We start from the raw sequence: 24,377 nt of genomic DNA, 5'->3' as shown, positions 1-24,377 counted from the left end.
GTGACCGAAACCGCCCAAGCGCCTGCCGCACCGTACGCGGACCCGGAGGCCGACGCCGCCATCGCGGCCGCCCTGGCGAGCCTCCGGCCGGAGGAGGTCGCCGCCTCGCGGGCGATCCTCGAGCGGGAGGGACTGCTCGGCCCCGACGGACATGTGTCCTATTTCGGCCTGCTCGAGCAGGACAAGCGCACTCTGCTCGCCCCGGGGTCCCGGCCGGAGGCCCGCCGGTTCCGCGCGATGCTGGTGGACTTCGCCACGGGAGCGTCCCACGACGCCGTCGTCTGTCCGGCGGAGGACCGCCTCGTGTCGGTGGTGGAGCTCGACCCGGCAGACGGCCAGGTTCCGGTGGTCCTGGCCGAGTTCGGGCTCGTCGAGGAGATCGTCCACCAGGACGAGCGCTGGCTCGCGGCCATGGCGAAGCGCGGCCTCACCGACATCTCGACACTGCGCGTGAACCCGCTCTCGGCCGGCGCTCCGGCGACCGACGAGGCCGGCCGACGCATCCAGCGCTGCTTCACCTTCGTGCAGAAGACGCCGGACGACCTCGGCTGGGCGCATCCCGTCGACGGCGTGACGGTGATGGTGGACGTCGTGACCCGTGAGGTGCTCGACGTGATCGACTACGTCGAGCTGCCCGTGCCGCAGGAGGACGGCAACTTCCACCTCACGGAGTGGGTGGGGAAGCCCGAGCGCGCAGGCCTCAAGCCGATCGAGATCAGCCAGCCGGACGGTCCGAGCTTCACCATCGACGAGAACGGCGTCCTGTCGTGGCTGGGCTGGAAGCTGCAGGTGTCGTTCGACCAGCGCGAGGGGCTGGTCTTCCACAACGTGTCCATCGCGGACGACGGAGTGCAGCGCCCGGTGCTCTACCGCGCATCCATCGCCGAGATGATGGTGCCCTACGGCGACCCGAGCCCGCAGCGCTGGTTCCAGAACTTCTTCGACTGCGGCGAGTACCTGCTGGGCGGCTTCGCGAACTCGCTGGAGCTCGGCTGCGACTGCGTCGGAGACATCACCTATCTGGATGCGACCCTGGCCGACAACGCCGGGAACGTGCGCGTCATCCCGCAGGCGATCTGCATCCACGAGGAGGACGCCGGGATCCTCTGGAAGCACTTCGACAACTGGAACGGCTCGAGCGACTCCCGCCGCAACCGCCGGCTGGTGGTCAGCTTCTTCGTGACCGTGGGCAACTACGACTACGGCTTCTACTGGTACTTCTCGCTCGACGGCAACATCGAGCTGGAGGTGAAGGCCACCGGCGTCGTGTTCACCTCCGCGTACCCGGGCCCGGGCTACGCCTACGCGTCGGAGCTCGCTCCCGGCCTCGGGGCGCCGTATCACCAGCACCTCTTCTCGGCGCGTCTCGACATGATGGTCGACGGCGTGGAGAACGCGGTCGACGAGCTGGAGGCGGTGCTCGTCCCGCGCGGGCCGGAGAACCCGACCGGCACCGGGATCACCCAGACGGTCACCCGGCTGCGCACGGAGAAGGAGGCGCAGCGGATGGCGGACAACGCGAAGAACCGGGTCTGGCTCGTCTCGAACCCGGGCAGGAGGAACCGGCTCGGCGGCGCCGTCGGGTACGTGCTCTACCCGGAGGGGAAACCCGCCCTGCTGGCCGACGAGCTCTCCGACATCCACCAGCGCGCCACCTACTCGGCCAAGCACCTGTGGGTCACGCCTTACGAACCCGCCGAGCTGTACCCGGCGGGCGACTTCGTCAACATGCACCCGGGCGGCGCCGGCCTCCCGAAGTGGACGGCCGCGGACCGCGACGTCGACAACGCCGACATCGTGCTCTGGCACACCTTCGGGCTGACGCACTTCCCGCGCATCGAGGATTGGCCGGTGATGCCGGTCGACTCGGCGGGGTTCGTGCTCAAGCCGCACGGGTTCTTCGGTGCCAACCCGACCCTCGACATCCCGGAGTCGGTCGGCGACCACTGCGCGCCCGGTCATCACGGGCACGGTGACGGCCACGCGGATGCGCACACGCACGATCACGGAGGGCACGGCGCGTGAGTCTCGGAATCCAGCTGTACAGCGTCCGCGAGGACATCGGCCCGGACCGGCTCGAGGGCACTCTCGAACGCCTGGCGGGCTACGGCTTCACCCATGTGGAGCCGTACGACATCCTGAGCGACACCGCGGGGCTGCGCGCCGCGGTCGCTGCCACGGGCCTCACCGCGTCGACCGCGCACGCCAAGATCACGGAGCTCGACCGCGACGCCGTGCTCGATGCGGCGGAGAGCCTCGGCATCGAGACCGTCATCGTCCCCTTCGTGCCGCCGGTGAGCATCGCCGACCGCGACGGCGTGCTGGCCCTCGCCGACGCGATCAACGCGGTGGTGCCCGTGGCGGCCGACCGCGGCATCCGCATCGGGTACCACAACCACGACTTCGAGTTCTCGCAGTCGGTCGACGGCCGGACGGCCTACGACGTGCTGGTCGACGCGCTCGACCCCGCTGTCGTGCTGGAGCTCGACACCTATTGGGCGGCGGTCGGCGGCGAGGACGTGCTCGGCCTCATCCCGAGACTCGGCGACCGGGTGCGCTTCCTGCACGTCAAGGAGGACGGCACCAACCCGTTCGACGTCACGGCGGCCATCGCCGCCGCCCGATCCCTGGAGCTGCCGGTGGTCGAGGTGGTCGTGCACGAGGGGGATGTGTTCCCGCTCGTCGAGCGCAACGCCGCGTTCTTCGCCGAGCGCCTCCCGCGGGCGGTGGACGCATGACCGCCACCGGCGTCGGGATCGTCGGCGCAGGAAACATCTCGGACGAGTACCTGCGCTCGCTCGCGACGTACCCGGATGTGCGGGTGGTCGCGATCGCCGACCTCGACGTCGAGCGCGCCGCGGCGCAGGCCGACCGGTACGGCGTGGAGGCCGCGCCCACCGTCGCCGACCTGCTGGCACGCGACGACATCGAGATCGTCGTCAACCTGACCATTCCGGCCGCCCACGCCGACGTCGCGCTCGCCGCCATCGCGGCGGGCAAGCACGTCTGGGGCGAGAAGCCCCTCACGCTCGACCTGGCGTCGGCCCGCGCGGTGCTCGACGCAGCGCAGGAGGCCGGCGTCGTCGTAGCCAACGCGCCGGACACGATCCTCGGCGAGGGCATCCAGAACGCGCAGCGGCTGCTGCTCGACGGTGTGGTCGGAGAGCCCAGGACGCTGCTCACCCTCATGCAGGGCCCTGGACCGGATGCCTGGCACCCGCGGCCGCAGTTCCTGTTCGCCCGGGGCGCCGGTCCGCTGTTCGACATCGGCCCGTATTACGTCAGCACGATGATCCAGCTGCTCGGTCCGATCGTCCAGGTGGAGGCGATGGGCCAGCGTCCGCGCGCCGAACGCGTCGTCGGGTCGGGACCGGACGCGGGTCTGCGGTTCCCCGTCGAGGTCGACACACATCTCAGCGTGCTGACGCGGTTCGCCTCCGGTGTGGTCGGCACCTCCGTGTACAGCTTCGACTCGCCACGGCGGCGGCAGGCGTTCGAGATCACCGGATCGGAGGGCGTGCTCGAGGTGCCGGTCAGCGGCTTCGACGGACCAACGCGGGTGCTCGCCGGCGACGACCGCGACCACTCGTGGAGCGAGGTCCCCCCGCCCGGAGCCCACCGCGAACGCGGTGTCGGCGTGCTGGAGCTGGCCCGCGCCCTGCGCGACGGCCGGCCCCCGCGCGCGTCCGGCCCGCTCGCGTTCCACGCGCTCGAGGTCATGCTCGCGGTCGAGGAGTCGGCGCGCTCCGGCGTGCCCGTCGCCATCGACAGCACGGCGCCGCCCGTCGAGCCGCTCCCGCCCGACTGGGACCCGAACGCAGCGACCACACCATCCAGCTCGGCAGCAACCGGCTCGCGAGCAACCAGCCCAGCACAGTCAGGGGGACTCCGATGAAGGGGTACATCACGTACGCGTCCGCGCGGGCGACGCAGGCGGAGGAGCTCGGCCGGGCGATCCCGCTGATCGCCGACCAGGTCGAAGCACGCTCGGCGCTCGGCCAGCTCGCGGGACCCGGCCCGATCTTCGTCGGGATCGGCGCGAGCCTCGCCGCGGCGTGCGCGCCGGTCTGGGAGCTGCGCTCGCGCGGCATCCACTCGTTGCGCCTCGGCGCTGGGGACTACCCCGTGCCGTTCCCGCCGAGCGTGCATCCCATCGTCGGGATCTCGCAGAGCGGCCGCAGCGCCGAGACCTTGGCGGTGCTCGAGTCGGTGCCGGAGGAGCTGCGCTTCGCGGTCGTGAACAGCGAGCCGTCGCCGATCGGGCGCATCGCCTCGACGTTGTCGCTCGGCAACCTGGCCGACAGCTACGCCTCGACCCTGGGGTACACGGCGACCGTCGCGGCGCTCGGGCTGCTCGCCGATGTCTGGGACGGCGGGACGCCCGATGCAGGATGGGCGCGGCTGGCCGAGACGTTCGCCGAGGTGGAGGATCGGCTGACTGCTCCGGTCTCGGCGCTCGCCGAACTGTTCGCGACGGTCTCGTCGAGCGATTTCGTCGGCGCGGGACCGGCGGTCGGATCGGCCGAGGCGGGTGCGCTGCTGTTCCGAGAGGTGGCGCGCATCCCGGCGACCGGGATGAGCACGCGGCAGTACCTGCACGGCTCGATGGAGTCGGCGGGCGATGGGGTGCACGTGGTCTTCGGCGACAGCCGGGAGCTCGACCTGGCGACGACGCTGGCGGATGCCGGCCACCACGTCGTGCTCATCTCGGCCGAGTCCATTGCTGCGACGAGCACCCTGCACCCGGTGCGCCTGCCCAAACTTCCCGCCGCCCAGCGCGCGGTGCTCGAGGCGCTGGTGATGCAGATCCTCGTCGGCGCCGTGGCCGAGGTGCGCGGTGTGGACATCGAGGAGTTCGTGTTCCACAACGCGGACACCAAGGTGTCGGTGGATGCGGGGGGCGCCGCGTGACGGCTGCGCCCTCTGTGCCCTCCCCTTTGATCGTGGGCTTGGATGCCCCGGGTGGGCGCTGCCTCCAAGCGGGGTGCGTCGGATGACCGCCTCCCCTTTGATCGTGGGCTTGGATGCCGGTGGCACCAAGCTCGGCGTGCGTGCTGAGACCCTCGACGGCTCACGCGTCGCCGACGTCGCCCTGCCGGCGGATGAATGGAGCGCATCCCCGGCAGGCGGCGCCGCTCGATGGCTGCACGCCCGCATCCGGCACGTGCTACCCGAGGGCGCGACCGTCTCCGCTCTCGGCGTCGGCGCCCAGGGCCTAGACACCGTCGAGCACGCCCGTGAGCTCCGCGCCGCCCTCGGCGAGCTGGGCTACCGCGCGGCCGTCGTCAACGACGCCGAACTGCTCGTCCCGGCCGCGGGCCTGCGGGAGGGCATCGGCGTGATCGCCGGGACCGGCTCCATCGCCGTCGGCGCGGATGCGTCCGGCCGGACCCTGTTCGCCGGCGGCTGGGGATGGGTCATCGGCGACGAGGGCGGTGCACCCGCCATCGTCCGTGACGCGACCATCGCCGCTCTCCGCGCCGATGACGACGGCGCACCGGACGACGGCCTCCTCGCCGCTCTGGAGCGCGCGTTCGGGGTGTCGTCCGCGCCGGCACTCGCCCGCGCCGTCAACGACGACCCGACACCGGAGAACTGGGGTCCGCGCGCCGTCGCCGTCTTCGCGGCGGCGGACGGCGGCTCCGCCCTCGCCGTCTCCGTCATCGACCGGGCCGCCTCCGGGCTCGCTGCGCTGATCGGCCGCCTGGTCGCCCGGGGCGCCGCCGGGTCGCACATCGTGGTCGGCGGCAGTGTGTTCGCCCACCAGCCGCGGCTGCTTGCGGCCTTCTCCGGGGCGGTCGCGGCCGCGCATCCCGGACTCACTGTCGTGCCGCTCACGGACGCACCGGTCGCCGGCGCCGTCGAGCTGGCCAGGCGCATCGCGGTGTGAGCCGCGCGCGCATCCCATCGGCCGTCACAACAAAGGAGTAACCATGGCCATCGCCACCATCAACCCCACCACCGGCGAGACACTCAAGACGTTCGAGCCGCACACGGCCGAGCAGCTGGAGGAGATCCTCGCCGCGGCCGAGGCCGCCTACCGCGGGCTCGCGGACACGACGTTCGAGCAGCGGGGCGCGTGGATGCGCGCCGCCGCCGACCTCCTCGACGCCGAGCTCGACGAGGTCGCCGCGCTCGTCACGACCGAGATGGGCAAGACCATCGGGACGGCGAAGTACGAGGTGTCGAAGTCGGCGCGCGGCATGCGCTGGTACGCGGACCACGCCGCGGAGTACCTCGCCGAAGAGCGCCCGGTCGCGGCGGGCGACGTCGGCGCCTCGGCGGTGAGTGTCCGCTACCAGCCGATCGGGACGGTGCTGGCGGTCATGCCGTGGAACTACCCGTTCTGGCAGGTGATCCGGTTCGCGGCCCCCGCGCTCATGGCCGGCAACACCGGCATCCTGAAGCACGCCTCCAGCGTTCCGCAGAGCGCGCTCTACCTCGGTTCGCTGTTCGAGCGGGCCGGGTTCCCGGCCGGAGCGTTCCAGACCGTCCTCGTGGAGGGCGGCGCGGTGGCGCCTCTGATCGACGACCGCCGCATCCGCGCGGTCACGCTCACCGGTTCGGTCGGGGCGGGATCGTCTGTGGCGGAGGCGGCGGGACGCAACATCAAGAAGTCGGTGCTGGAGCTCGGCGGCACGGACGTGTTCGTCGTGATGCCGTCGGCCGACATCGCAGCGGCGGCCGCAGCCGGGGTGAACGCGCGCGTGCAGAACTCGGGTCAGAGCTGCATCGCCGCCAAGCGGTACTACGTCCACGCGGACGTCTACGACGCGTTCGAGGAAGCCTTCGTCGCGGGGATGCGCGCGCAGGTCGTCGGCGACCCGTTCGACGAGGGGACGTCGTTCGGCCCGCTGGCCACCGAGCAGGTGCGTCGCGACACCCACGAGCTGGTCGAGGACGCCGTCGCCAAGGGTGCGACCCTGCTGGCCGGAGGCGAGCTGCCGGACGGCCCCGGCTGGTTCTACCCGGCGACGGTGCTGCGGGATGTCACCCCCGAGATGCGCATCTTCCGCGAGGAGTGCTTCGGGCCGGTCGCGTGCCTGTACCGGGTCGAGTCGGCCGAGGATGCCGTCGAGCGCTCGAACGACTCGGACTTCGGCCTGAGCTCCAGCGTGTGGACGCAGGACGATGACGAGGCCGCCTTCTTCCAGGACCGCATCGAGGCCGGCGGCGTCTTCGTCAACGGGCTCACCGCATCCTTCCCGCAGCTGCCCTTCGGCGGCATCAAGGACTCCGGGTACGGACGCGAGCTGTCCGCGTTCGGCATCCGCGAGTTCACCAACGTGAAGACCGTCTGGCGCGCGTGACCATGGGGGCGGCCGTGGCGCCGGCGGCGGGGGCGGTCGCGACCGCATCCACCGCCGGTGCCGCGGTGCGCCGTCGCGGGCGCGCGCACCGTACGGCGGGCACCCTCGTGCACGAGCTGCCCGCGGCCGGGGTGATGGCGCTCGCCTGCGCCGCCGGGAACGCGGCGGCGCTCTGCGCGGGCGCTGTCGCACTCGCCCTGCTCGCCTGCGGCTACGGGCGGATCGCCCGCCGATCCCCGTTCGCGCGCGAGCATGTGGTCGACCTCTGGGCCATGCTCCTCGTCATGGTGGGGATGGCCTTCTCGGCTGCTCCCGTTCCGGCTGGTGTCGTGGGCTCGGCTGTCGCGTCGCCGCACGGACACCTCGACGCGTCCGTCGGCGGCCCGGTCGGCCCGGCGCTCGTCGCCATCGCCGTGGCGGGCTGGCTGATCGGCCGCCTGGTGCTGGCTCGCCGGGTGCGCCGGCTGCATACCGTCGTATCGGCCGCTGTGTGCGGCGGGATGCTCGTCGCGATGCTCGCCATGTGAGCGACGCGTCAGCTGGTACGTAGGGGTCTCGACGCGCCCGTCACGACTCCGGGGTGATGCGGAGCGCGGCCGCGGCGGCCGCGAGCAGGGGCACCGGTGTGTCGAGGCGGTCGGCGCGGCGCACGAGGTCGCCCAGCACCGCTTCCACCTCGACCGGACGGCCCGCGCGATGATCGCGGTACATCGAGGTCGTGAAGTGCGACCCCGCCTCGGTGAGGACGCCGCGCGCACGCTGGACGGCATCCGTCCGCGGCGCATGACCGGCGCGCGTCATCACGTCGACGACCTCGTCGACCACGGCTTCCGCCGTCCGTGCGCCGCCGTCCGCCGCGACGATGCGGCCCACATCCGCCCCCAGGAGGGTGTTGGTCGCACCGCCGGACGCGAGCAGCAGCCACTTCTCCCACATGTCCGCCTCGATGGTGGTCGACGCGGAGCTCTCGATGGGCGAATCGCTCAGGTCGTCCGCGATCCGGCGCGCGCGCTCGGTGTCCCGCCCGTCGAGCTCGCCGAAGCCGAGGGTGGCCCCGGGCCGGAGGATCCGGATCGCGCCGTCGTCCCGCAGCTCGGTCGCCGTGAGGCAGACGCCGCCGAGAACCTGCCCGGGAAACGCAGCGTCGAGCGCCTCGATGTGGGCGATGCCGTTGAGGGACGGGATGACGACAGTGCCCGGTCCGATCGCGCCGCGCAGGTCGGCGATCGCCCCTGGCAGGGCGTACGCCTTCACCGACAGCAGCACGACATCGTACTCGGGGCGCACGGTGTCCGCCGTGACGGTCTCCATCGGGAAGGCGGAGGTCGAGCCGTCCGGCTCGGCCAGCACCAGCCCGTCCCGCGCGAGGATGCGTGCCCGCTCCGGCCGGACCAGCAGCGTCACCCGGTGACCGGACTCCTGGAGCAGCGCAGCGAGATAGCCGCCGACGGCCCCTGCCCCCACGATCAGGTATCTCATCGACCGCCCTCCGCTGACCGATCGCGGATCGCCCACGCCGCCAGGACGGCCAGAACGCCGCCCGCGGTCAGCACCGCCCAGGCGCCGGTGTACCCGGTGAGGGAGCTCGTCGCTCCGAGTGTGAGCGCCACGAAGACCGCGACTCCGATGGCCGAGCCGATCTGACGCGCGGTGTTGAGGACGCCCGCGCCGGCCGAGTATTCGTGCTGGGGGAGGCCCGCCGTCCCGCCGGCGATGAACGCCGTCTGCGCGAGCCCGGCTCCGAGACCCGTCAGCACGATGCCGGGGAGGTAACCCCACCAGAACGAGCCGCCGGCGGTGAGCAGGATGGTCCACCACAGCCCGCCCAGCGCGAACAGTGCACCGCCGAGGAGGCCGAGGGTGCGCGGGGTGGACGGGAGGCGCCCCGCGACGATGGTGGAGACCACGGCGGCGGCGGGTCCGGCACCGAAGGCGATGCCGGCGACGGCCGGAGACAGGCCGAGCGGGCCGGAGAGCACCAGCGGTGCTCCGACCAGCATGATGCCGAAGCCCGCGTAGAAGAAGAACATGCCGGCCGAGGCGGCGCGGAAGCCGTGATCGCCGAACACCTGCAGATTCACGGCGGGGACCGCCGCCCGCCGGCTCCTCCACACGAACAGCACCGCGAAGAGCGCGGCGAGCAGCGCGCCGACGCCGAGTTGCCAGAGGCTCACGTCGGGGTCGGAGCTGTACGAGACGGTCCAGACCACCAGCGCGGCCGCGGCGGCGAGAGCGAGCGAACCGAGGAGATCGGGTCGCCGGCCGCCCGAGCCGGGCGCGGAGGGCACGCGCGGGAGGACGATCAGGGCCGGCAGCGCGAGCACGACGTTGATGAGGAAGATGAAGCGCCAGTCGACCTGCACGAGCAGCCCGCCGACCGTCGGCCCCAGGGCGGCGGCGATGGAGCCGGTGGCCGCCCAGACGCTGACGAGCCGGGTGTGCCGCTCTCGCGGTGCCGTGGTGAGCAGGAGGCCGAGGCTGGTCGGGATGATCGCGGCAGCGGCCGCTCCCTGCACGGCGCGTGCCGCGATCAGCACCCCGATCCCGGGCGCGATCGAGCAGACCGCGCTGGCGACGACGAACACGACCAGGCCGGTCACGAAGGTCCGCTTCCTGCCCACGACGTCGGCCAGCCGGCCGAACGGGATCAGGAGCGCTGCGAAGGCGATGCCGTAGGCGTTGAGCACCCAGGCGAGCTGCTGAGGCTGCACGCCCGGAAAGCTGGCGCTGATCGAGCCGAACGCGATGTTGACGATGAAGAGGTCGAGGGAGGCGAGCACACTCCCGGTGGCGACCACGAAGAACGTCAGTCCCAGTCGGGAGCCTCGCGTCTCGTCTTTACTAGCTTCAAGCAAGTCAGCCACCAGACAAGTAGGCCACAGGCTGCCGCTGGAGCGCAAGCTCGGATCCTGAGCGAGCATTCAGGAGTGCTAGCGCTAAGCTAGCTGCAGGAGGACGACATGCCGCTGCGATCCGATTGGTCGACCCGCCCGTGCACCATCGCCCGGGGCATCGATGTCGTCGGCGACCCCTGGGTGCTGCTCATCCTGCGCGAGGCGTTCGCCGGCGCCCGCCGATTCGAGGAGTTCGCCTCCCGGACCGGCATCACCGACAAGGCGCTGAGCGCCCGGCTGCGCACGATGGTCGAGAGCGGTCTGCTCGAGCGGTCCACCGCGGGCGACGGGGCGCGCCCTCGGGCGGAGTACCGGCTGACGGAGTCCGGCGCCGCCACCCTGCCCATCCTGCACGCATTCGCCCTGTGGGCCGACGAGCACGGGCCGGAACCCCGACCGGGCCGTCTCGGCATCAACTGCGTCGCGTGCGGAGCGCGCGCCGAGGCGGCCGATGTCTGCGTCTCGTGCGGCCGGCGGCTGACGCCGGACAATGTGCGGTGGACGCGACCCGGCGAATGGGATGGCGCCCAGGTCGAGCTCGTCGGCGCCGCGACACCGGCCGACTGAGCCGAGCGGACATCCCGCCGCGCCCGGTATGCGCATTCCCAGGCGGTGGCGGAGCCGGTACTGTTGCCGTGTGGGTGAGGCGAAGAGCGAGGCGGCGCCCCGACGTCCCGTCACTCTGACCGACGTCGCGCGGCGGGCCGGCGTCTCACAGCCGACCGCGTCCCGGGTGCTCAACGGAAGCGCGCGGACCGTCGCAGACAGCTACCGGCGCCGGGTGCTCGACGCCGCCCGCGAGCTGGGTTACACGCCCAACCTGGCCGCACAGGTGATCGCGCGCGGCACCTCCCGCACCATCGCCCTGGTGATCAGCGGGATCTCGGACCCGTACTTCTCGGCCATGGCCTCCGAGCTCATGAAGCAGGCGGCGGAGTACGGGATGCGTGTCTCGATCGCCGTGACCGACCGTCGAGTGGACCGCGAGCTGGAGCTGGTGCGCGAACTGCGCGGACAGCAGCCGCAGGCGATCGTGCTGGCGGGCACCGGGTACGTCGATCCGCCCAACGGGGACGAGCTGGTGGCCGAGCTGCGCCGCTTCGAGGAGACCGGCGGCCGGGTCGTGCTGATCAGCCGGACCGACCTTCCCTTCGAGACCGTCACCTTCGACAACCGCGAGGGCGCACGCGAGCTCGCCGCGGAGCTCACGACGCTCGGCTACCGGCGCGCGCTCGTGCTCGGAAGCGCCACCCCGCTTCTCTCCATGCAGCAGCGCGTCGACGGATTCGTCGAAGGGTTCGGAGGGGAGGCGGCCGTCGCGTATCCCGAGTTCTCGTGGGAGGGAGCCCGCGAGCACATCCGGTCGCTGCCGGACGACGAGCTCGCGCGCATCCAGCTCGTCTTCGCGATCACCGACGACATGGCGCTCGGGGCGATCGCCGGGCTCCGCGACCGCGGGCGGCGCATCCCCCAGGACGTCGCGGTCGCCGGGTTCGACGACATCACCACGCTCCGTGACGTCGTGCCCGCCCTCACCACCGTCCACGTGCCGCTCGACCAGGTCGCCGACGAGACGGTCCGCCGTGCCCTCGACGGGGATGCGGGGGGCCGCACGGTCCCGGCGCACCCCGTGATCCGGGCATCGACCCCGCCGGTGCGGCGGTAGGCCCGCAGGTGACGGCCGGTAGGTTGGGGCTGTGAGCGAGAACGCCCCCACCCTGTCCGACGTCGCCGCGCATGCCGGCGTCTCGCTGGCGACCGCGTCCCGCGCGCTGAACGGCAGTACGCGCAAGGTCAACGCGGCGCTGCAGGAGCGGGTGCTCGCTTCGGCCCGCGAGCTCGGCTACAGCCCCAACGTCCAGGCGCAGGCGGTCGCCCGGGGCACGAGCAACGTGGTCGCGCTCGTGGTGGGCGACATCGCCGACCCCTACTTCGCCTCCATCGCCTCCGGGGTCGTGCGTGTGGCGGACGAGCGCGGCCTCATCGTCACGATCACCGCAACGGGGCCCTACGCAGGCCAAGCGTCGGTCGCGCGCGAGCAGGCCGCGCTGGCGGCTCTCCGCGGGCAGCGCCCGCGCGCGGTCGTCCTCGCCGGAAGCCGCGTCGTGCGGCCGGACGCCCAGAGCGCCGCCGCAGCGCCGGACGACCCGCTCGCGGGCGCCCGTGCGAACGTGGCCGTGGTCGGCGGGGGAGCTCCGGAGCATCGCACCGTCGCCGTCGACAACCACGGCGGGGCGGCGGCACTCGCCCGCGAGCTGCTGGCGCTCGGCTACAGCGACTTCGCCGTCATCGCCGGCCCCGAGGAACTCGTCACGGTGCGCGACCGCGTCGACGGTTTCCGGTCGGTCGTGCCGTCGGCCTCCATCGCCCACGCCGAGTTCTCGCGCGCGGGAGGACGGGATGCCATGGCCGAAATGCTCCGCTCGGGTGCGCGCCCCGAATGCGTCTTCGCGGTGAGCGATGTCATGGCGATCGGGGTGATGGCGGCTCTGCGCGAAGCGGGCATCGCACCCGGCGAGGAGGTGGCGGTGGCGGGATTCGACGACATCCCGCTCGTCGCCGACGTCACTCCCGCCCTCACCTCGGTGTCGCTTCCGCTGGCCGAGATCGGAGCCCGTGCGCTCGAGCTCGCGCTCGCGGACGAGTCGGACGAGTCGGACGAGCAGGGCGGGCCGGACAGAGAGCGTACGCCGGTCTCCGCCGAGGTGCGCGTGCGCGCATCCACTCCTCGGCGCTGACGAGGACGGACCTCAGAGCTTGACGCCGCCCGAGATGAGATCGATCTTCCAGTAGCGCTGCAGCGACAGGAACAGGATGGCCAGCGGCACGATCGACACGAGCACGCCCGCGATCACGATCGAGTACTGCGCCGCCTGGCCGCCGGTGATGATCATGAGGCCGTACAGTCCGAGAGTCAGCGGGTAGAGCTGGTCGTTGTTGATCATCACGAAGGGCAGGAGGAAGTTGTTCCAGATCCCGATGAACTGCAGCAGGAAGACCGTCACCAGTGCCGGCATCATCAGCCGCGATCCGACCGACCAGAAGATGCGCCACTCGCTGCCGCCGTCGATCCTGGCGGCCTCCATGATCTCGTCGGGAACCGACGCCTCCGCGTAGATCTTGCACAGGTAGATCGCGAACGGCGACACCAGTTGGGGGAGGATGACGGAGGCGTAGGTGTTCGTCATCCCGAACTTCGCCAGCAGCAGGAACTGCGGGATGGCGAGCATGATCTGGGGGAGCAGCACGGCCGCGACGATGAGCCGGAAGATCCACTTCGACCCGGTGAACGTGTACTTGCCGAGGGCGTACCCGGCCGCCCCCGCGATGACGGTGGACAGCACGCCGCCGCCGATCGCGTAGATGACCGAGTTGAGCGCCCAGCGGCCGAAGATGCCGTTGTTGTAGGTGAACAGCGCCTGCATGTTGGTCCAGAAGCCGCCGGTGAAGGACGGCACGAACGACGGGGTCGAGAACAGCTCGTCGTTGGTCTTCGTGGAGGCGATGAGGATCCACAGCACCGGCAGGACGCAGTACAGCGCGCCGACGATGAGGATGAGGGTGGGGACGATCCGCAGACCGGAGCGCGTCCGCAGCGGCGGTCGCGGGTCGGATCGCCGCGCCGCCGTCGTCGGCGGCCCGTCGGGGGTGCGTACGGTCGCGGTGGTCATCGGGTCTCCCTCCGGGCGAAGCGCCGGCCGATCACGTTGACGATCACCGTTGCGGCGACGGTCATGAGGATGAGGATGAACGAGGTGGCAGCGCCCTCGTAGATGCTGTTGTTGACGAACGCGTCCGTGTACACGCGCATGAGCGGCACCCAGGTGGACGAGATGGCGTTCGCCAGCGGCTTCAGGGTCGTCGGCTCGTTGAACAGCTGCAGGGCGCCGATGACGGAGAACAGGGCGACCATGGTGATGGCCGGGGCGATCAGCGGCAGCTTGATGCGCAGGGCGACCTGCAGCTCGCTGGCGCCGTCGAGCTCCGCCGCCTCGAACAGCTCCTTGGGGAGGCTCCGGACGGCGGTGTAGATGATCACCATGTTGAAGCCGACGACGCCCCATACCGCGACGTTCGCGACCGAGAAGAAGATCCCGGTGCTGCCGAAGTAGTCGATGAAGCGGCCGCCGATCGGGCTGGTCGCCGGGAGGTACATGAAGCCCCAGAGCAGCGACGCGACGACGCCGGGAACCGCGTAGGGGAGGAAGATCGCCAGTCGGGTGACGCCGACCAGCCGGGCGCGCTTGGCATCGAGGCAGAGCGCGAAGAGGGTGGCCAGCACGATGGTGAGCGGCACGCCGATCAGGGCGATCAGCAGCATGCGTCCGAGGCTCGCCCAGAACTCCGGGTCGGTGAGGGTCGTCACGTAGTTGGCGAAGCCCGCGAAGACCTCGGTCGGATCGCCGCCGCCGAGGAGTCCGCCGCCCACCTTCAGCTGCAGGAAGCTGAGGATCACCGCGTACACGCCGGGTGCGACGGTGAACAGCAGCAGCAGGATGACGGCGGGCGCGACGAGGAACACGGGCAGAAGCGTGCGCCTGCGGCGGGGTCTCCGTGCGGTGCCGGCTCCGATGACGGCCATGGGCGGGTCTCCAGTTCGGTGGGTACGGGCGGTGGATACGGGCGGTGGATGCGGTGGGGTTTCGGCGGGGACGACGTGGGGGTCGCCGCCCCCGCCGGGGGAAGCAAGGTCAGCCCGTGACCTTGAACCCGATCTTCTTCATGTCGGACACCGTGCTCGACTGCATCTTGTCGAGAGCCGCGGCGAGCGGCGTCTTGTTCTGCAGTGCGTCGCCGAAGGCGTTCGAGTAGGAGTCGAACGTGACATTCGCGTTCGGTCCCCAGATGTCGAAGGTGCGGACGCCCTTCGCCAGCGTGCCCATGAGGGTGTAGTAGTCCGGCTGGTTCGACATGAACGGCGGCGGGGTCTGGAGCTCCGGAGCCGTCTGGTTCGACAGGCTCGCGGGGAAGACCTGCACGTTCTTGATCAGCGAGGCGACGCCCTCCTTGGAGGAGTTCATCCACTTCACGAACTTCGCGGCCTCGGCCGGGTGCTTCGAGTTGGCCGTCACGGCCTCGGTCTCGCCGCCCCAGATGCCGACGGTGTCGTCTCCGGCCGTCCAGGCGGGGAGGGGCGCCGCGACCCACTTGCCCGCGGTGTCCTTGGCGATGGACGGCAGCTGGTTGGGCGCCCACTGCGCGCTGACCCAGCCCACGAGGGTGCCGTTGTTCATGTCGGTGTTCCACTGGGCGGACCAGTTCGGCTCCGGGCTGACGACGCCCTGGTTGACGAGCCCGCTCCAGTAGTCGGCGACCTTCTTGGAGGCGGCGTCGTTGATGGCGACCGTCCACTCGTCACCGGAGGCCTTCCACCAGTCGGCGCCCGCCTGCTGGGCGAGCCCGGCGAACCAGCCGGGGTCGGCGGCGGTGAAGTTGCCGATGAACTTGGACGGGTCGGCCGCGTGGATCTTCGCCGCGTCGGCGGCGTACTCGTCCCAGGTCTTCGGTGCGGTCAGGCCGAGCGAGTCCCAGATGTCCTTGCGGTAGAAGAACACCATCGGGCAGACGTTCTGCGGGACGCCGTACGTCTTGCCCTCGAACTGCACCTGCGCCAGCGTCGACTTCGAGAAGTCGCCGGAGAGGTCGCCGACGTACTTGTCGATCGGGACGACGACCTTGTTGGCGATCAGGGCGGGGAGCGCCTGATACTCCACCTCGGTCACGTCGGGATTCGTGCCGGCCTTGTTGTTGGTGATCAGCTTGTTGTACAGGGTGTATCCGGTGCCGGACGGCTTGGTCAGCTTGACCTGGATGTCCGGGTTGGCCTTGTTCCACTCGTCGACGACGGCCTGCATGCCGCCGTCCCAGTTGACGTAGGACAGGGTGACCTTGCCGCCGGAGGACGACGAGGTCCCTCCGCCGGAGCTCGAGCAGCCGGTCAGGACCGTGGCCGCAGCGGCGGCCACGCCGACCACCGCTCCGATGGTCCTCAGCGTTGACTTCCTCACTGTGTGCATCTCCTTCGATGATTCGTGGTGCGTTCTCGTGGTGCGTCGGGTGGGTTCAGCCCTCGGCCCATGCGGGGTAGCGCACGGGGGTGGTCTGGATGCCGATCCACTGCCGATGGGTGAAGCCGGCGAGCTGTCCCTCGCCGCCGTGGCGGGCGTACCCGTCGTTGACATGGACCTCGTTGCTCTTCACCTGTTCCGCGAACGCGAGTCCGCGCATCGGGTCGCCGGTGAAGACGGAGTTCATGAGCGTGCGGTGCCTGTTGACGAGGGCGAGTGCCTCCGCCTCACTGTCGACGACGGTGATCGGCATCACCGGGCCGAAGATCTCCTCCGTGAACACCGGCATGTCGGGGGTGACGCCGGTGAGGACGGTGGGCTGGTAGAAAAGGCCGTCGTGATCGCCGCCGACGGCCACGGTGGCGCCGGCCGCGATGGACGGCCGGACCAGGCCATCGGCGAAGCGGCGCAGCTGGGTCTCGCTGATGATCGGGCCGAGGTCGACGTCGTCGCGCAGCGGGTCGCCCACGCGGAGGGCGCCCACGCGCTCGACGACGGCGTCGGTGTATGCCGCCGCGACATCCCGGTGGACGATGTGGCGCCCGGCGGTGATGCAGGTCTGACCCTGGTACCAGAGCGACGACCACACGGCGCAGCTGGCGGCCTGGTCGACGTCGGCGTCGTCGAGCACGACGAAGGCGTTGTCGCCGCCGAGCTCGGTGGCGACGGGCCGGAAGGATCGCGCGGCGAAGTTGGCGATCTGGTGGCCGACCTCGAACGATCCGGTGAAGTGGATGAGGTCGAGGTCCGGGTGCTCGCTGAGCGTGCGGCCCGTGGTCGGCCCGTCGCCCGGGACGACCGCGAAGACGCCGGCCGGGACGCCGGCCGCGAGCGCGGCCTCCGCGAGGATCTGGCCTCCGGCGATCGGGGTCAGCTCGGCGGGCTTGAGCACGACGGCGTTCCCGTAGGCGAGCCCGGGGGCGAGCGCACGCATGGCGAGGCTCATCGGGTAGTTCCAGGGGACGATCAGGCCGATGACGCCGAGGGGGACGGCGCGAGAGAGCGAGAGCTTTCCCGACTTGTACGGAGGGAGGATGCTCCCCGCGTTCTCGGTGAGCTGGGTGGCGGAGTTCTCGAGCTGCGTGATCGCCTGCCCGAGCTCCTCCTCCGCCTTCTCGAGCGTTCCGCCGGTCTCGCGGATGAGCAGGGTCAGGAGCTCGTCGCGCCGGTTCTCGAGCTCCGCGGCGAACCGGCGGATGATCGCGGAACGCGTGTTCGCGTCCACCTGCGCCCAGGCGGGCTGCGCGTGGCGGGCCGCGGCCACCGCGCGGTCGACCTGTGCGGGGGAGGCGTTGCCGTAGCTGCCGAACGGCACGCCTGCCGCTTTGTCGAGCACGGGGATGCCGTCGCCGGCCTCCGGTCGCTCGAACCGGCCGTCGATGAACACCTGGACGTCGTAGTCGCGGAGCTCGCGCATGGGGGATGCCTCCTGGATCGAAGGGGTGGTGGGTACGGTGACAGTCTCAGGCAACGGCGATCAGAGCTTCCTTCGTGACGGGATGTTCGGCCGGCTCCCCGGCGACGAATCGTTCGATCTCGTGCCGGGCGCACTCTCCCAGGCGACGGACCTCGGTGCCGAGCGCACCCGCGACGTGGGGTGTGAGCACCACTCCCGGCAGAGACCGCAGCGGGTGCTCCGCGGGGAGGGGTTCGGGCTCGGTCACGTCGAGGACGGCGCGCAGGCCGCGGTCGCGGACCGCGGCGGTGAGCGCCTCCTGGTCGACGATCGGGGCGCGGGCGGTGTTGATCAGGGTGGCGCCGTCGGGCAGCAGGGCGAGCTGCGCGGCCCCGACCATCCCGACCGTCTCGGGCAGCAGCGGCGCGTGCACGCTGACGATGCTCGATCCGGCGAAGAGGTCGTCGAGGGGCACAGCGCGTGCTCGCTCGAGGACGGGGTCGCCCTGGCGCACTTGCGGGTCGTACAGCAGCACGTCGATGTCGAAAGGCTCGAGCAGCTCGATCACCCGGCGGCCGACGCGGGAGGCGCCGATGATGCCGACCGTCCGGCGGAAGTTGCCGATCGCCGGGTCGGCCTCGCGCTCGTAGAGGGCCGGGTCGGTCGCGTACCCGCGGATGTAGTCCGGCACGCCCTTCCCGGCCAGCAGGATCATGGCGAGCGTGTACTCGGCGACGGGATAGGCGTTGGCGTTGGCCGCGCTGGTGACGAGCACTCCGCGATCCCACGCGGCGTCGTCGATGTGGCCCTTGACCGTGCCGGCGGCGTGGACGATGGCCCGCAGCCGGGGCATGCGGTCGAGCTCCGCCGGCCCGATGTGCGGGGCGCCCCATCCGGTGACGAGGATCTCCACGCTGTCGAGCAGCCCGGCGGGCGCGGTGGCGAAGTCGGTGATGGTGACGGTGGCGTCCAGCACGACGATCGACCGGAGGGCGGCGAGGTCGTCGGACGAGAACAGCAGAGCCGGCAGGTCCGGTCGCATGGCGAAGGCGGCGACGGGCGTGCTCGCTGCGGTCATCGTCGACTCCTCGGGTGGGGCGGTGGTCCGGATTGCGCATTCCCAGAATGCGCATTCCCAATAATGCGCATCCCGGGTCGCCACGTCAAGCACGAATTTCGGAGAGCCTGGAAGCGGCTCAGGAGACGAGGCGACGCACCGCCCGGCGGAGGATCTCGCGGTGGGTCTCGGCGTCGTAGGAAGCGGTGTCATGGCCGAGCGCGTCATAGAAGATCGTCGCCGGGCCGTACTCGCGCTCCCACATCAGCGGATGCTCGGCGCCCTCGTGCTCATGCGAGGCGAGCGCCAACACGTCCGGCTGCACCCGCAGGTCGGTGTACCGCTCGTCCGTCACCGAGAAGTCGTCGAGCCCCGCCACGATGGGGCTGCGATCGGCGTGAACATGGATGCGGGCCGGCCCGTAGTCGGGGTGGAAAGTCGTGCCGCGCACCCAGACGCCGCCGAGGATGCTCTCCCACTCGGGGATGCCGCGCAGCGAGGTCGACGTCACGTGCGACGCGAGCAGCGGCCGCCCGGAGGCGAGATACGCGAGCAGGCCGTCCCGGCCGCGGCGTTCGGCCTCCGGGTCCGGGGTGCCGGTGAGCGCCGGGTCGCCGATGTTGAGCACCAGCAGGTCGGGCCCATCGGTCGTCAGCGCGGCCATGCGCGCATCCACCTCTTCGGAGATCTCGACCTCGAGTCCCTCGTCGCGGAGGATGCCCGCCAGTCGCTCCGACGTCTCGGCGAACGGGTGCCAGGGATCGGCGTACCGTCCGGCGCCGCTCAGGATCAGTGCTCGCATCACAACCTCCGTCGGTTCGGGTTGACACCCGCGAAACGGGGTCTATCGTAACGCGATGGTAAGCGCTTTCTCGCGCGCGTGCCGATCACCGTCGATCGGAAGGGAACCTGTGTCCGACACTGCTATCGCCTCCACCCGCCTGAACCCCGACCAGCGCAACGCGTTCATCGCGTCGCTCCTCGGCTGGATGATGGACGCCTTCGACTACTTCATCATCGTGCTCGTCTACGCCGAGATCGGGGCCGAGTTCCACGTCCCGCTCGAGCAGATGGCGTACCTCACGACCATCACGCTGATCATGCGCCCCGTCGGCGCGTACCTGTTCGGTCTGTGGGCCGACCGGATCGGCCGGCGCATCCCGCTCATGGTCGACGTGTGCTTCTACTCGGTGGTGGGATTCCTCTGCGCCTTCGCCCCCAACTTCACCGTGCTCTTCATCCTTCGGCTGCTCTACGGCATCGGGATGGGCGGGGAGTGGGGCCTCGGCGCCGCGCTCACGATGGAGAAGGTGCCGCGCACCCGTCGCGGCTTCTACTCCGGCATCCTGCAGGCCGGCTACTCCGCCGGCTACCTGCTGGCGTCGCTCGCCTTCCTGCTGGTGCACTCGGTCCTCGGACTGAACTGGCGGTGGATGTTCGCGCTGAGCATCCTGCCCGCGCTGATCACGCTCATCATCCGCTCCCGCGTCAAGGAGTCGGAGGTGTGGGAGAACACCCGCGAGAAGATGCGGAAGGCCGACACGTCCATCCGCCGCGTGTTCTTCGACGGCAAGGTGCTGCGCCGGTTCGTGTACCTGGTGCTGCTGATGGCTGCGTTCAACTGGATGAGCCACGGCACGCAGGACATCTACCCGACGTTCCTGAAGTCGACCGAGAACGGGGGAGCCGGACTGGATGCGGCGACGGCCGGCTGGATCGCCGTCGTCTACAACATCGGCGCGATCGTCGGCTGCATCGTGCTCGGCTCGCTGTCGGACCGCTGGGGCCGGAAGGCGACGATCATCCTCGGGGCGGCTCTGACCATCCCGATCATCCCGATCTTCGCGTTCTCGCAGACGGCAGGGCTGCTGTGCCTCGGCTCCGCGCTCATCCAGTTCACGACGCAGGGGGCCTGGGGTGCCATCCCGGCGCACCTGAACGAGATGTCGCCGAACGCGATCCGCGGGTTCTATCCGGGCGTGACCTACCAGCTGGGCAACGTGATCGCGGCGTTCAACCTGCCCATCCAGCAGGCGCTCGCGCCGCAGCTCGGCTACGGCTGGGCGATGGCGTCGACAGTCGGCATCGCGGCGATCGCCGTCATCCTGCTGACCGCCTTCGGCAAGCAGGCGCACGCCATCGACTTCACGCGGGACGACCCGGTGTCCGCCTCGATGCCCGCAGCGCGTCGAGCCGCCTGACCCCGCCCCGTTCGCGATTTGGCGCAAATCGCGGGAATCGCTCACTGATAACCGCGATTTGCGCCAAATCGGCGCGGGGGCGGGCGGCTTGACCGGGCGGGGCGGCGGGCGTTAGGCTCGGTAAGCGCTTTCCAACCCAGTGCAGCACATACGAAGGAGTACACGTGTCGTCGATCGGCATCATCATGAACGGCGTCTCCGGGCGCATGGGATACCGCCAGCACCTGGTCCGCTCGATCCTCGCCATCCGCGACCAGGGCGGCGTCGAGCTGTCCGACGGCCGCCGCGTGCAGGTGGTGCCCCTGCTGGTCGGGCGCAACGAGGAGAAGCTGGCCGAGCTCGCGAAGCGCCACGACATCGCCGACTACACGACCGACCTCGACGCGGCCCTCGCCGACGACCGCTGGCAGATCTACGCCGACTTCCTCGTCACGAAGGCGCGCTCGGCCGCCATCCGCAAGGCCATCGCCGCGGGCAAGGCGATCTACACCGAGAAGCCGACGGCCGAGAGCTTCGAGGAGGCGCTGGAGCTCGCGCGCCTCGCCGACGACGCGGGCATCAAGAACGGCGTCGTCCACGACAAGCTCTACCTGCCCGGCATGCGCAAGCTCAAGCGGCTGATCGACTCCGGCTTCTTCGGCCGCATCCTGTCGGTCCGCGGCGAATTCGGGTACTGGGTGTTCGAGGGCGACTGGCAGGCGGCGCAGCGGCCGAGCTGGAACTACCGCGCGGAGGACGGCGGCGGCATCGTCGTCGACATGTTCCCGCACTGGAGCTACGTGCTCGAGAACCTCTTCGGCCGCGTGGAGTCGGTGTACGCGCAGGCGGTCACCGAGATCCCGCAGCGCGTCGACGAGCGCGGGGAGGCGTACGCGGCCACCGCGGACGACGCGGCCTACGCGATCTTCCAGCTGGCGGGCGGCATCACCGCGCAGCTCAACTCCAGCTGGACCACCCGCGTCAACCGCGACGAGCTGGTCGAGTTCCAGGTCGACGGCACGCTCGGGAGCGCGGTCGTCGGTCTGTTCGGCTGCAAGATCCAGCCCCGCAACGCGACGCCCAAGCCGGTGTGGAACCCGGACCTCGCCGACGCGCACGACTACGCGGCCGACTGGATCGAGTCGCCGGCCAACGAGGTGTTCGAGAACGGGTTCAAGACGCAGTGGGAGGAGTTCCTGCGGCACGTGCTCGAGGACGGCCCCAACCGGTTCGACTTCCTCGCGGGTGCCCGCGGCGTTCAGCTTGCCGAGCTCGGGCTGCGCTCGTCGCGGGAGGGACGGCGGATCGAGTTGCCCGAGGTGACGCTCGACACCACACCGGCACCGACCGCGGGCGCCGCTGATCTGGAGGCGGCGGCACGATGACGGCCGCCGCGCTCTCCACCGCGACCGCCGTCACCCTGATCGGTGCCGACGGCGCCACGTCGTCCGTCGATCTCGGCTCCGCCCCGGCGTTCACGCGACCGGCCGCCCCGCTGCGGTCTCGTGTCGCCTACGCGGCGGCTCACGTCATCCCGAAGCCCTGGGCGGAGAACGTGCCCGGAGCACCCGCCGACATCGACTGGGAGGCGACGCTCGCGTTCCGCCGGCACGTGTACTCCTGGGGGCTCGGTGTCGCCGACGCGATGGATACGGCCCAGCGCAACATGGGTCTGGACGCGGCGGCGACGCGTGAGCTGATCTCGCGGAGCGCCGCCGACGCCCGGGAGGTGGGCGGCTCGGTCGTCGCCGGAGTCAACACGGACCACGTCGACGAGCCGGTCATCCCGCTGGATGCCGTCATCGACGCGTACAAGACGCAGCTGCACTTCACCGAGGACGCCGGTGCGGGGGTCGTCCTCATGGCCAGCCGGCACCTGGCCCGCGTGGCGGAGTCGCCGGCCGACTACGAGCGCGTCTACGGCGAGGTGCTCGCCGCGGCGTCAACGCCGGTCGTGCTGCACTGGCTCGGCCCGGCGTTCGACCCCGCGCTCGACGGGTACTTCGGCTCCGCCGATGTCGCGACGGCCGGCGAGACGGTGCTTCGGATCATCGAGGCCGCCGACGGCCGGGTCTCCGGGATCAAGATGAGCCTCCTGGACGCCGCGGCGGAGCGCTCGCTGCGGGCGCGCCTGCCCGAGGGCGTGCGCATGTTCACCGGCGACGACTTCAACTACGTCGAGCTGATCGAGGACGATGATTCCGGCCACTCGGATGCCCTCCTCGGCGCGTTCGCGGCGCTCGCGCCGGCGGCATCCGCGGCGATCCAGGCGCTCGACCGCGGCGACTCCGCACAGTACCGGAGCATCCTCGAGCCGACGCAGCAGCTCTCCCGCCAGGTCTTCGCGACGCCGACCTTCTACTACAAGACCGGCGTCGCCTTCCTCTCCTGGCTGAACGGGCACCAGAAGTCGTTCTCCATGGTCGGTGGACTGCACTCCGCGCGCAGCCTGCCCCACCTGTCGGAGATCGTCCGGCTCGCGGGGGAGTGCGGTGCGCTGGAGCGACCGGACCTCGCCGCCGAGCGCTGGACGTCGCTGCTCCGGCTGAACGGGGTCGACGCATGACGGCCGATCCGCGCCTGTCGATCAACCAGGCGACCATCAAGTACGCGAACCTCGCCGAGGCGCTGCGCGTCGTCGGCTCGGCCGGAGTCGAGGCGATCGGCCTGTGGCGCGAGCCCGTGGCCGAGGTCGGGCTGGATGCGGCGGCGCGGATGCTCGCCGACTCCGGTCTGCGCGTCTCGAGCCTGTGCCGTGGCGGCTTCTTCACCGCGCCGGAGGGCGCCAAGCGGCGCGCGGCCCTGGACGAGAACCGGCGCGCCATCGAGGAGACGGCGGCGCTCGCCGCGGCCGGCGCCCCCGGCTCGGCGGCCGTCCTGGTCCTGGTCGCCGGCGGGCTGCCCGACGGGTCGCGCGACCTCGCCGGCTCCCGTGCCCGGGTCGCGGACGCGATCGCGGAGCTGGAACCGGAGGCCCGCGCCGCCGGCGTCACCCTCGCCATCGAGGCGCTGCACCCGATGTACGCGGCCGACCGCGCAGTGGTGTCGACGCTCGGCCAGGCGCTCGACATCGCGCACCCCTTCGCGGCCGAGTCCGTCGGTGTCGTCGTCGACACCTTCCACCTGTGGTGGGACCCCGACCTGTTCGCCCAGATCGCCCGCGCCGGTCGTGACGGTCGCATCGCCAGCTACCAGGTGTGCGACTGGGTGACGCCGCTCCCCGCCGACGTGCTCCTGGCGCGCGGGATGATGGGCGACGGCCACATCGACTTCGCGCCCATCAGCGCGGCGGTCGCCGAGGCGGGCTACACCGGCGATGTCGAGGTCGAGATCTTCAACGAGGCGATCTGGGCGGCGGACCCCGCAGCGGTCGTCGCGCGCACCGTGGACGCGTTCGATCGCGCGGTCGGACTGCGGTCGGCCGAGCGGGCGTGATCCGCGGGCCGGTGCCGGGGCGCTGCCACCGCATCCA

The 24,377-nt window shown here is 71.1% G+C and carries 22 protein-coding genes; 14 read left to right on the top strand and 8 right to left on the bottom strand.

The genetic code is table 11. The features are described from left to right. From H284_RS0106360 to H284_RS0106330, 7 genes are all read left to right on the top strand, one after another. Positions 1-2,025: a primary-amine oxidase gene (locus tag H284_RS0106360; RefSeq protein ID WP_020075575.1), complete on the top strand. Its 2,025-nt coding sequence runs from the start codon at positions 1-3 to the stop codon at positions 2,023-2,025. After that, positions 2,022-2,738 (top strand): sugar phosphate isomerase/epimerase family protein, encoded by a 717-nt coding sequence (locus H284_RS0106355; protein ID WP_020075574.1) that lies wholly within the window; start codon positions 2,022-2,024, stop codon positions 2,736-2,738. Before H284_RS0106360 ends, H284_RS0106355 begins: the two co-directional genes overlap by 4 nt. Continuing rightward, the gene (locus H284_RS0106350; protein ID WP_020075573.1) at positions 2,735-3,895 is read left to right on the top strand and encodes a Gfo/Idh/MocA family protein; all 1,161 of its coding nucleotides are present in this window, start codon (positions 2,735-2,737) and stop codon (positions 3,893-3,895) included. Before H284_RS0106355 ends, H284_RS0106350 begins: the two co-directional genes overlap by 4 nt. Next, entirely contained in the window at positions 3,892-4,911 is a 1,020-nt protein-coding gene (locus H284_RS0106345; RefSeq protein WP_020075572.1) for an SIS domain-containing protein, read from the top strand. The genes H284_RS0106350 and H284_RS0106345 overlap by 4 nt, the downstream gene beginning before the upstream one ends. A gap of 82 nt (positions 4,912-4,993) precedes the next feature. Beyond that, positions 4,994-5,890, top strand: coding sequence for a BadF/BadG/BcrA/BcrD ATPase family protein (locus tag H284_RS0106340; RefSeq protein ID WP_039731216.1), 897 nt, complete (start codon positions 4,994-4,996; stop codon positions 5,888-5,890). 43 nt (positions 5,891-5,933) lie between these two features. Beyond that, positions 5,934-7,310 (top strand): aldehyde dehydrogenase AldH, encoded by a 1,377-nt coding sequence (aldh, locus tag H284_RS0106335; protein ID WP_020075570.1) that lies wholly within the window; start codon positions 5,934-5,936, stop codon positions 7,308-7,310. A gap of 2 nt (positions 7,311-7,312) precedes the next feature. Next, a complete protein-coding gene (locus H284_RS0106330; protein ID WP_231371172.1) occupies positions 7,313-7,837 on the top strand; it encodes a hypothetical protein in 525 nt (174 codons plus the stop codon). Between the two features lie 40 nt (positions 7,838-7,877). On the opposite strand, the gene H284_RS0106325 is transcribed toward H284_RS0106330, so the two are convergent. Both H284_RS0106325 and H284_RS0106320 read right to left on the bottom strand, forming a co-directional pair. Further along, positions 7,878-8,789: a ketopantoate reductase family protein gene (locus tag H284_RS0106325; RefSeq protein WP_020075568.1), complete on the bottom strand. Its 912-nt coding sequence runs from the start codon at positions 8,787-8,789 to the stop codon at positions 7,878-7,880. After that, positions 8,786-10,174 carry an MFS transporter gene (locus H284_RS0106320; RefSeq protein ID WP_231371093.1) on the bottom strand — a complete coding sequence of 463 codons (1,389 nt, stop codon included), beginning with the start codon at positions 10,172-10,174 and terminating at the stop codon, positions 8,786-8,788. Before H284_RS0106320 ends, H284_RS0106325 begins: the two co-directional genes overlap by 4 nt. A gap of 96 nt (positions 10,175-10,270) precedes the next feature. Here H284_RS0106320 and H284_RS0106315 point away from each other — a divergent pair, with 96 nt between their 5' ends. The 3 genes from H284_RS0106315 (at position 10,271) to H284_RS0106305 (ending at position 12,942) form a co-directional block, all read left to right on the top strand. After that, a complete protein-coding gene (locus tag H284_RS0106315) occupies positions 10,271-10,771 on the top strand; it encodes a winged helix-turn-helix transcriptional regulator (protein WP_018189859.1) in 501 nt (166 codons plus the stop codon). A gap of 70 nt (positions 10,772-10,841) precedes the next feature. Further along, positions 10,842-11,870 carry a LacI family DNA-binding transcriptional regulator gene (locus tag H284_RS0106310; RefSeq protein ID WP_020075566.1) on the top strand — a complete coding sequence of 343 codons (1,029 nt, stop codon included), beginning with the start codon at positions 10,842-10,844 and terminating at the stop codon, positions 11,868-11,870. Between the two features lie 31 nt (positions 11,871-11,901). Continuing rightward, positions 11,902-12,942 (top strand): LacI family DNA-binding transcriptional regulator, encoded by a 1,041-nt coding sequence (locus tag H284_RS0106305; protein WP_020075565.1) that lies wholly within the window; start codon positions 11,902-11,904, stop codon positions 12,940-12,942. 12 nt (positions 12,943-12,954) lie between these two features. Here H284_RS0106305 and H284_RS0106300 read toward each other — a convergent pair whose 3' ends face one another. The 6 genes from H284_RS0106300 to H284_RS0106275 form a co-directional block, all read right to left on the bottom strand. Beyond that, positions 12,955-13,875: a carbohydrate ABC transporter permease gene (locus H284_RS0106300; RefSeq protein WP_018189862.1), complete on the bottom strand. Its 921-nt coding sequence runs from the start codon at positions 13,873-13,875 to the stop codon at positions 12,955-12,957. After that, the gene (locus H284_RS0106295; protein WP_018189863.1) at positions 13,872-14,786 is read right to left on the bottom strand and encodes a carbohydrate ABC transporter permease; all 915 of its coding nucleotides are present in this window, start codon (positions 14,784-14,786) and stop codon (positions 13,872-13,874) included. The genes H284_RS0106300 and H284_RS0106295 overlap by 4 nt, the downstream gene beginning before the upstream one ends. A 109-nt stretch (positions 14,787-14,895) precedes the next feature. Next, positions 14,896-16,212 (bottom strand): extracellular solute-binding protein, encoded by a 1,317-nt coding sequence (locus tag H284_RS0106290; protein ID WP_231371092.1) that lies wholly within the window; start codon positions 16,210-16,212, stop codon positions 14,896-14,898. Between the two features lie 55 nt (positions 16,213-16,267). Next, complete coding sequence (locus H284_RS0106285; protein WP_020075563.1) at positions 16,268-17,689, bottom strand: aldehyde dehydrogenase family protein; 1,422 nt, start codon at positions 17,687-17,689, stop codon at positions 16,268-16,270. A gap of 46 nt (positions 17,690-17,735) precedes the next feature. After that, positions 17,736-18,746, bottom strand: a complete 1,011-nt coding sequence (locus H284_RS0106280; protein ID WP_020075562.1) for a hydroxyacid dehydrogenase — start codon at positions 18,744-18,746, stop codon at positions 17,736-17,738. Between the two features lie 118 nt (positions 18,747-18,864). Then, positions 18,865-19,527 carry a ThuA domain-containing protein gene (locus H284_RS0106275; RefSeq protein WP_020075561.1) on the bottom strand — a complete coding sequence of 221 codons (663 nt, stop codon included), beginning with the start codon at positions 19,525-19,527 and terminating at the stop codon, positions 18,865-18,867. Positions 19,528-19,636: 109 nt separating this feature from the next. Between H284_RS0106275 and H284_RS19985 the strand changes: the two genes are divergently transcribed. From H284_RS19985 to H284_RS0106255, 4 genes are all read left to right on the top strand, one after another. After that, a complete protein-coding gene (locus H284_RS19985; protein ID WP_020075560.1) occupies positions 19,637-20,926 on the top strand; it encodes an MFS transporter in 1,290 nt (429 codons plus the stop codon). A 164-nt stretch (positions 20,927-21,090) separates the two neighbouring features. After that, positions 21,091-22,290, top strand: a complete 1,200-nt coding sequence (locus tag H284_RS0106265) for a Gfo/Idh/MocA family protein (RefSeq protein WP_020075559.1) — start codon at positions 21,091-21,093, stop codon at positions 22,288-22,290. After that, positions 22,287-23,471, top strand: coding sequence for a dihydrodipicolinate synthase family protein (locus H284_RS0106260; RefSeq protein WP_020075558.1), 1,185 nt, complete (start codon positions 22,287-22,289; stop codon positions 23,469-23,471). The genes H284_RS0106265 and H284_RS0106260 overlap by 4 nt, the downstream gene beginning before the upstream one ends. Continuing rightward, a complete protein-coding gene (locus tag H284_RS0106255; protein ID WP_020075557.1) occupies positions 23,468-24,340 on the top strand; it encodes a sugar phosphate isomerase/epimerase family protein in 873 nt (290 codons plus the stop codon). The genes H284_RS0106260 and H284_RS0106255 overlap by 4 nt, the downstream gene beginning before the upstream one ends. Positions 24,341-24,377 lie beyond the last annotated feature (37 nt).

The sequence above is a fragment of the Cryocola sp. 340MFSha3.1 genome, from assembly GCF_000383315.1.
In the GTDB taxonomy this organism is placed as follows: Bacteria; Actinomycetota; Actinomycetes; order Actinomycetales; family Microbacteriaceae; genus Leifsonia.
Note: the sequence above shows the minus strand (reverse complement) of the source record. Positions and strands in the feature narration are given on the sequence as shown.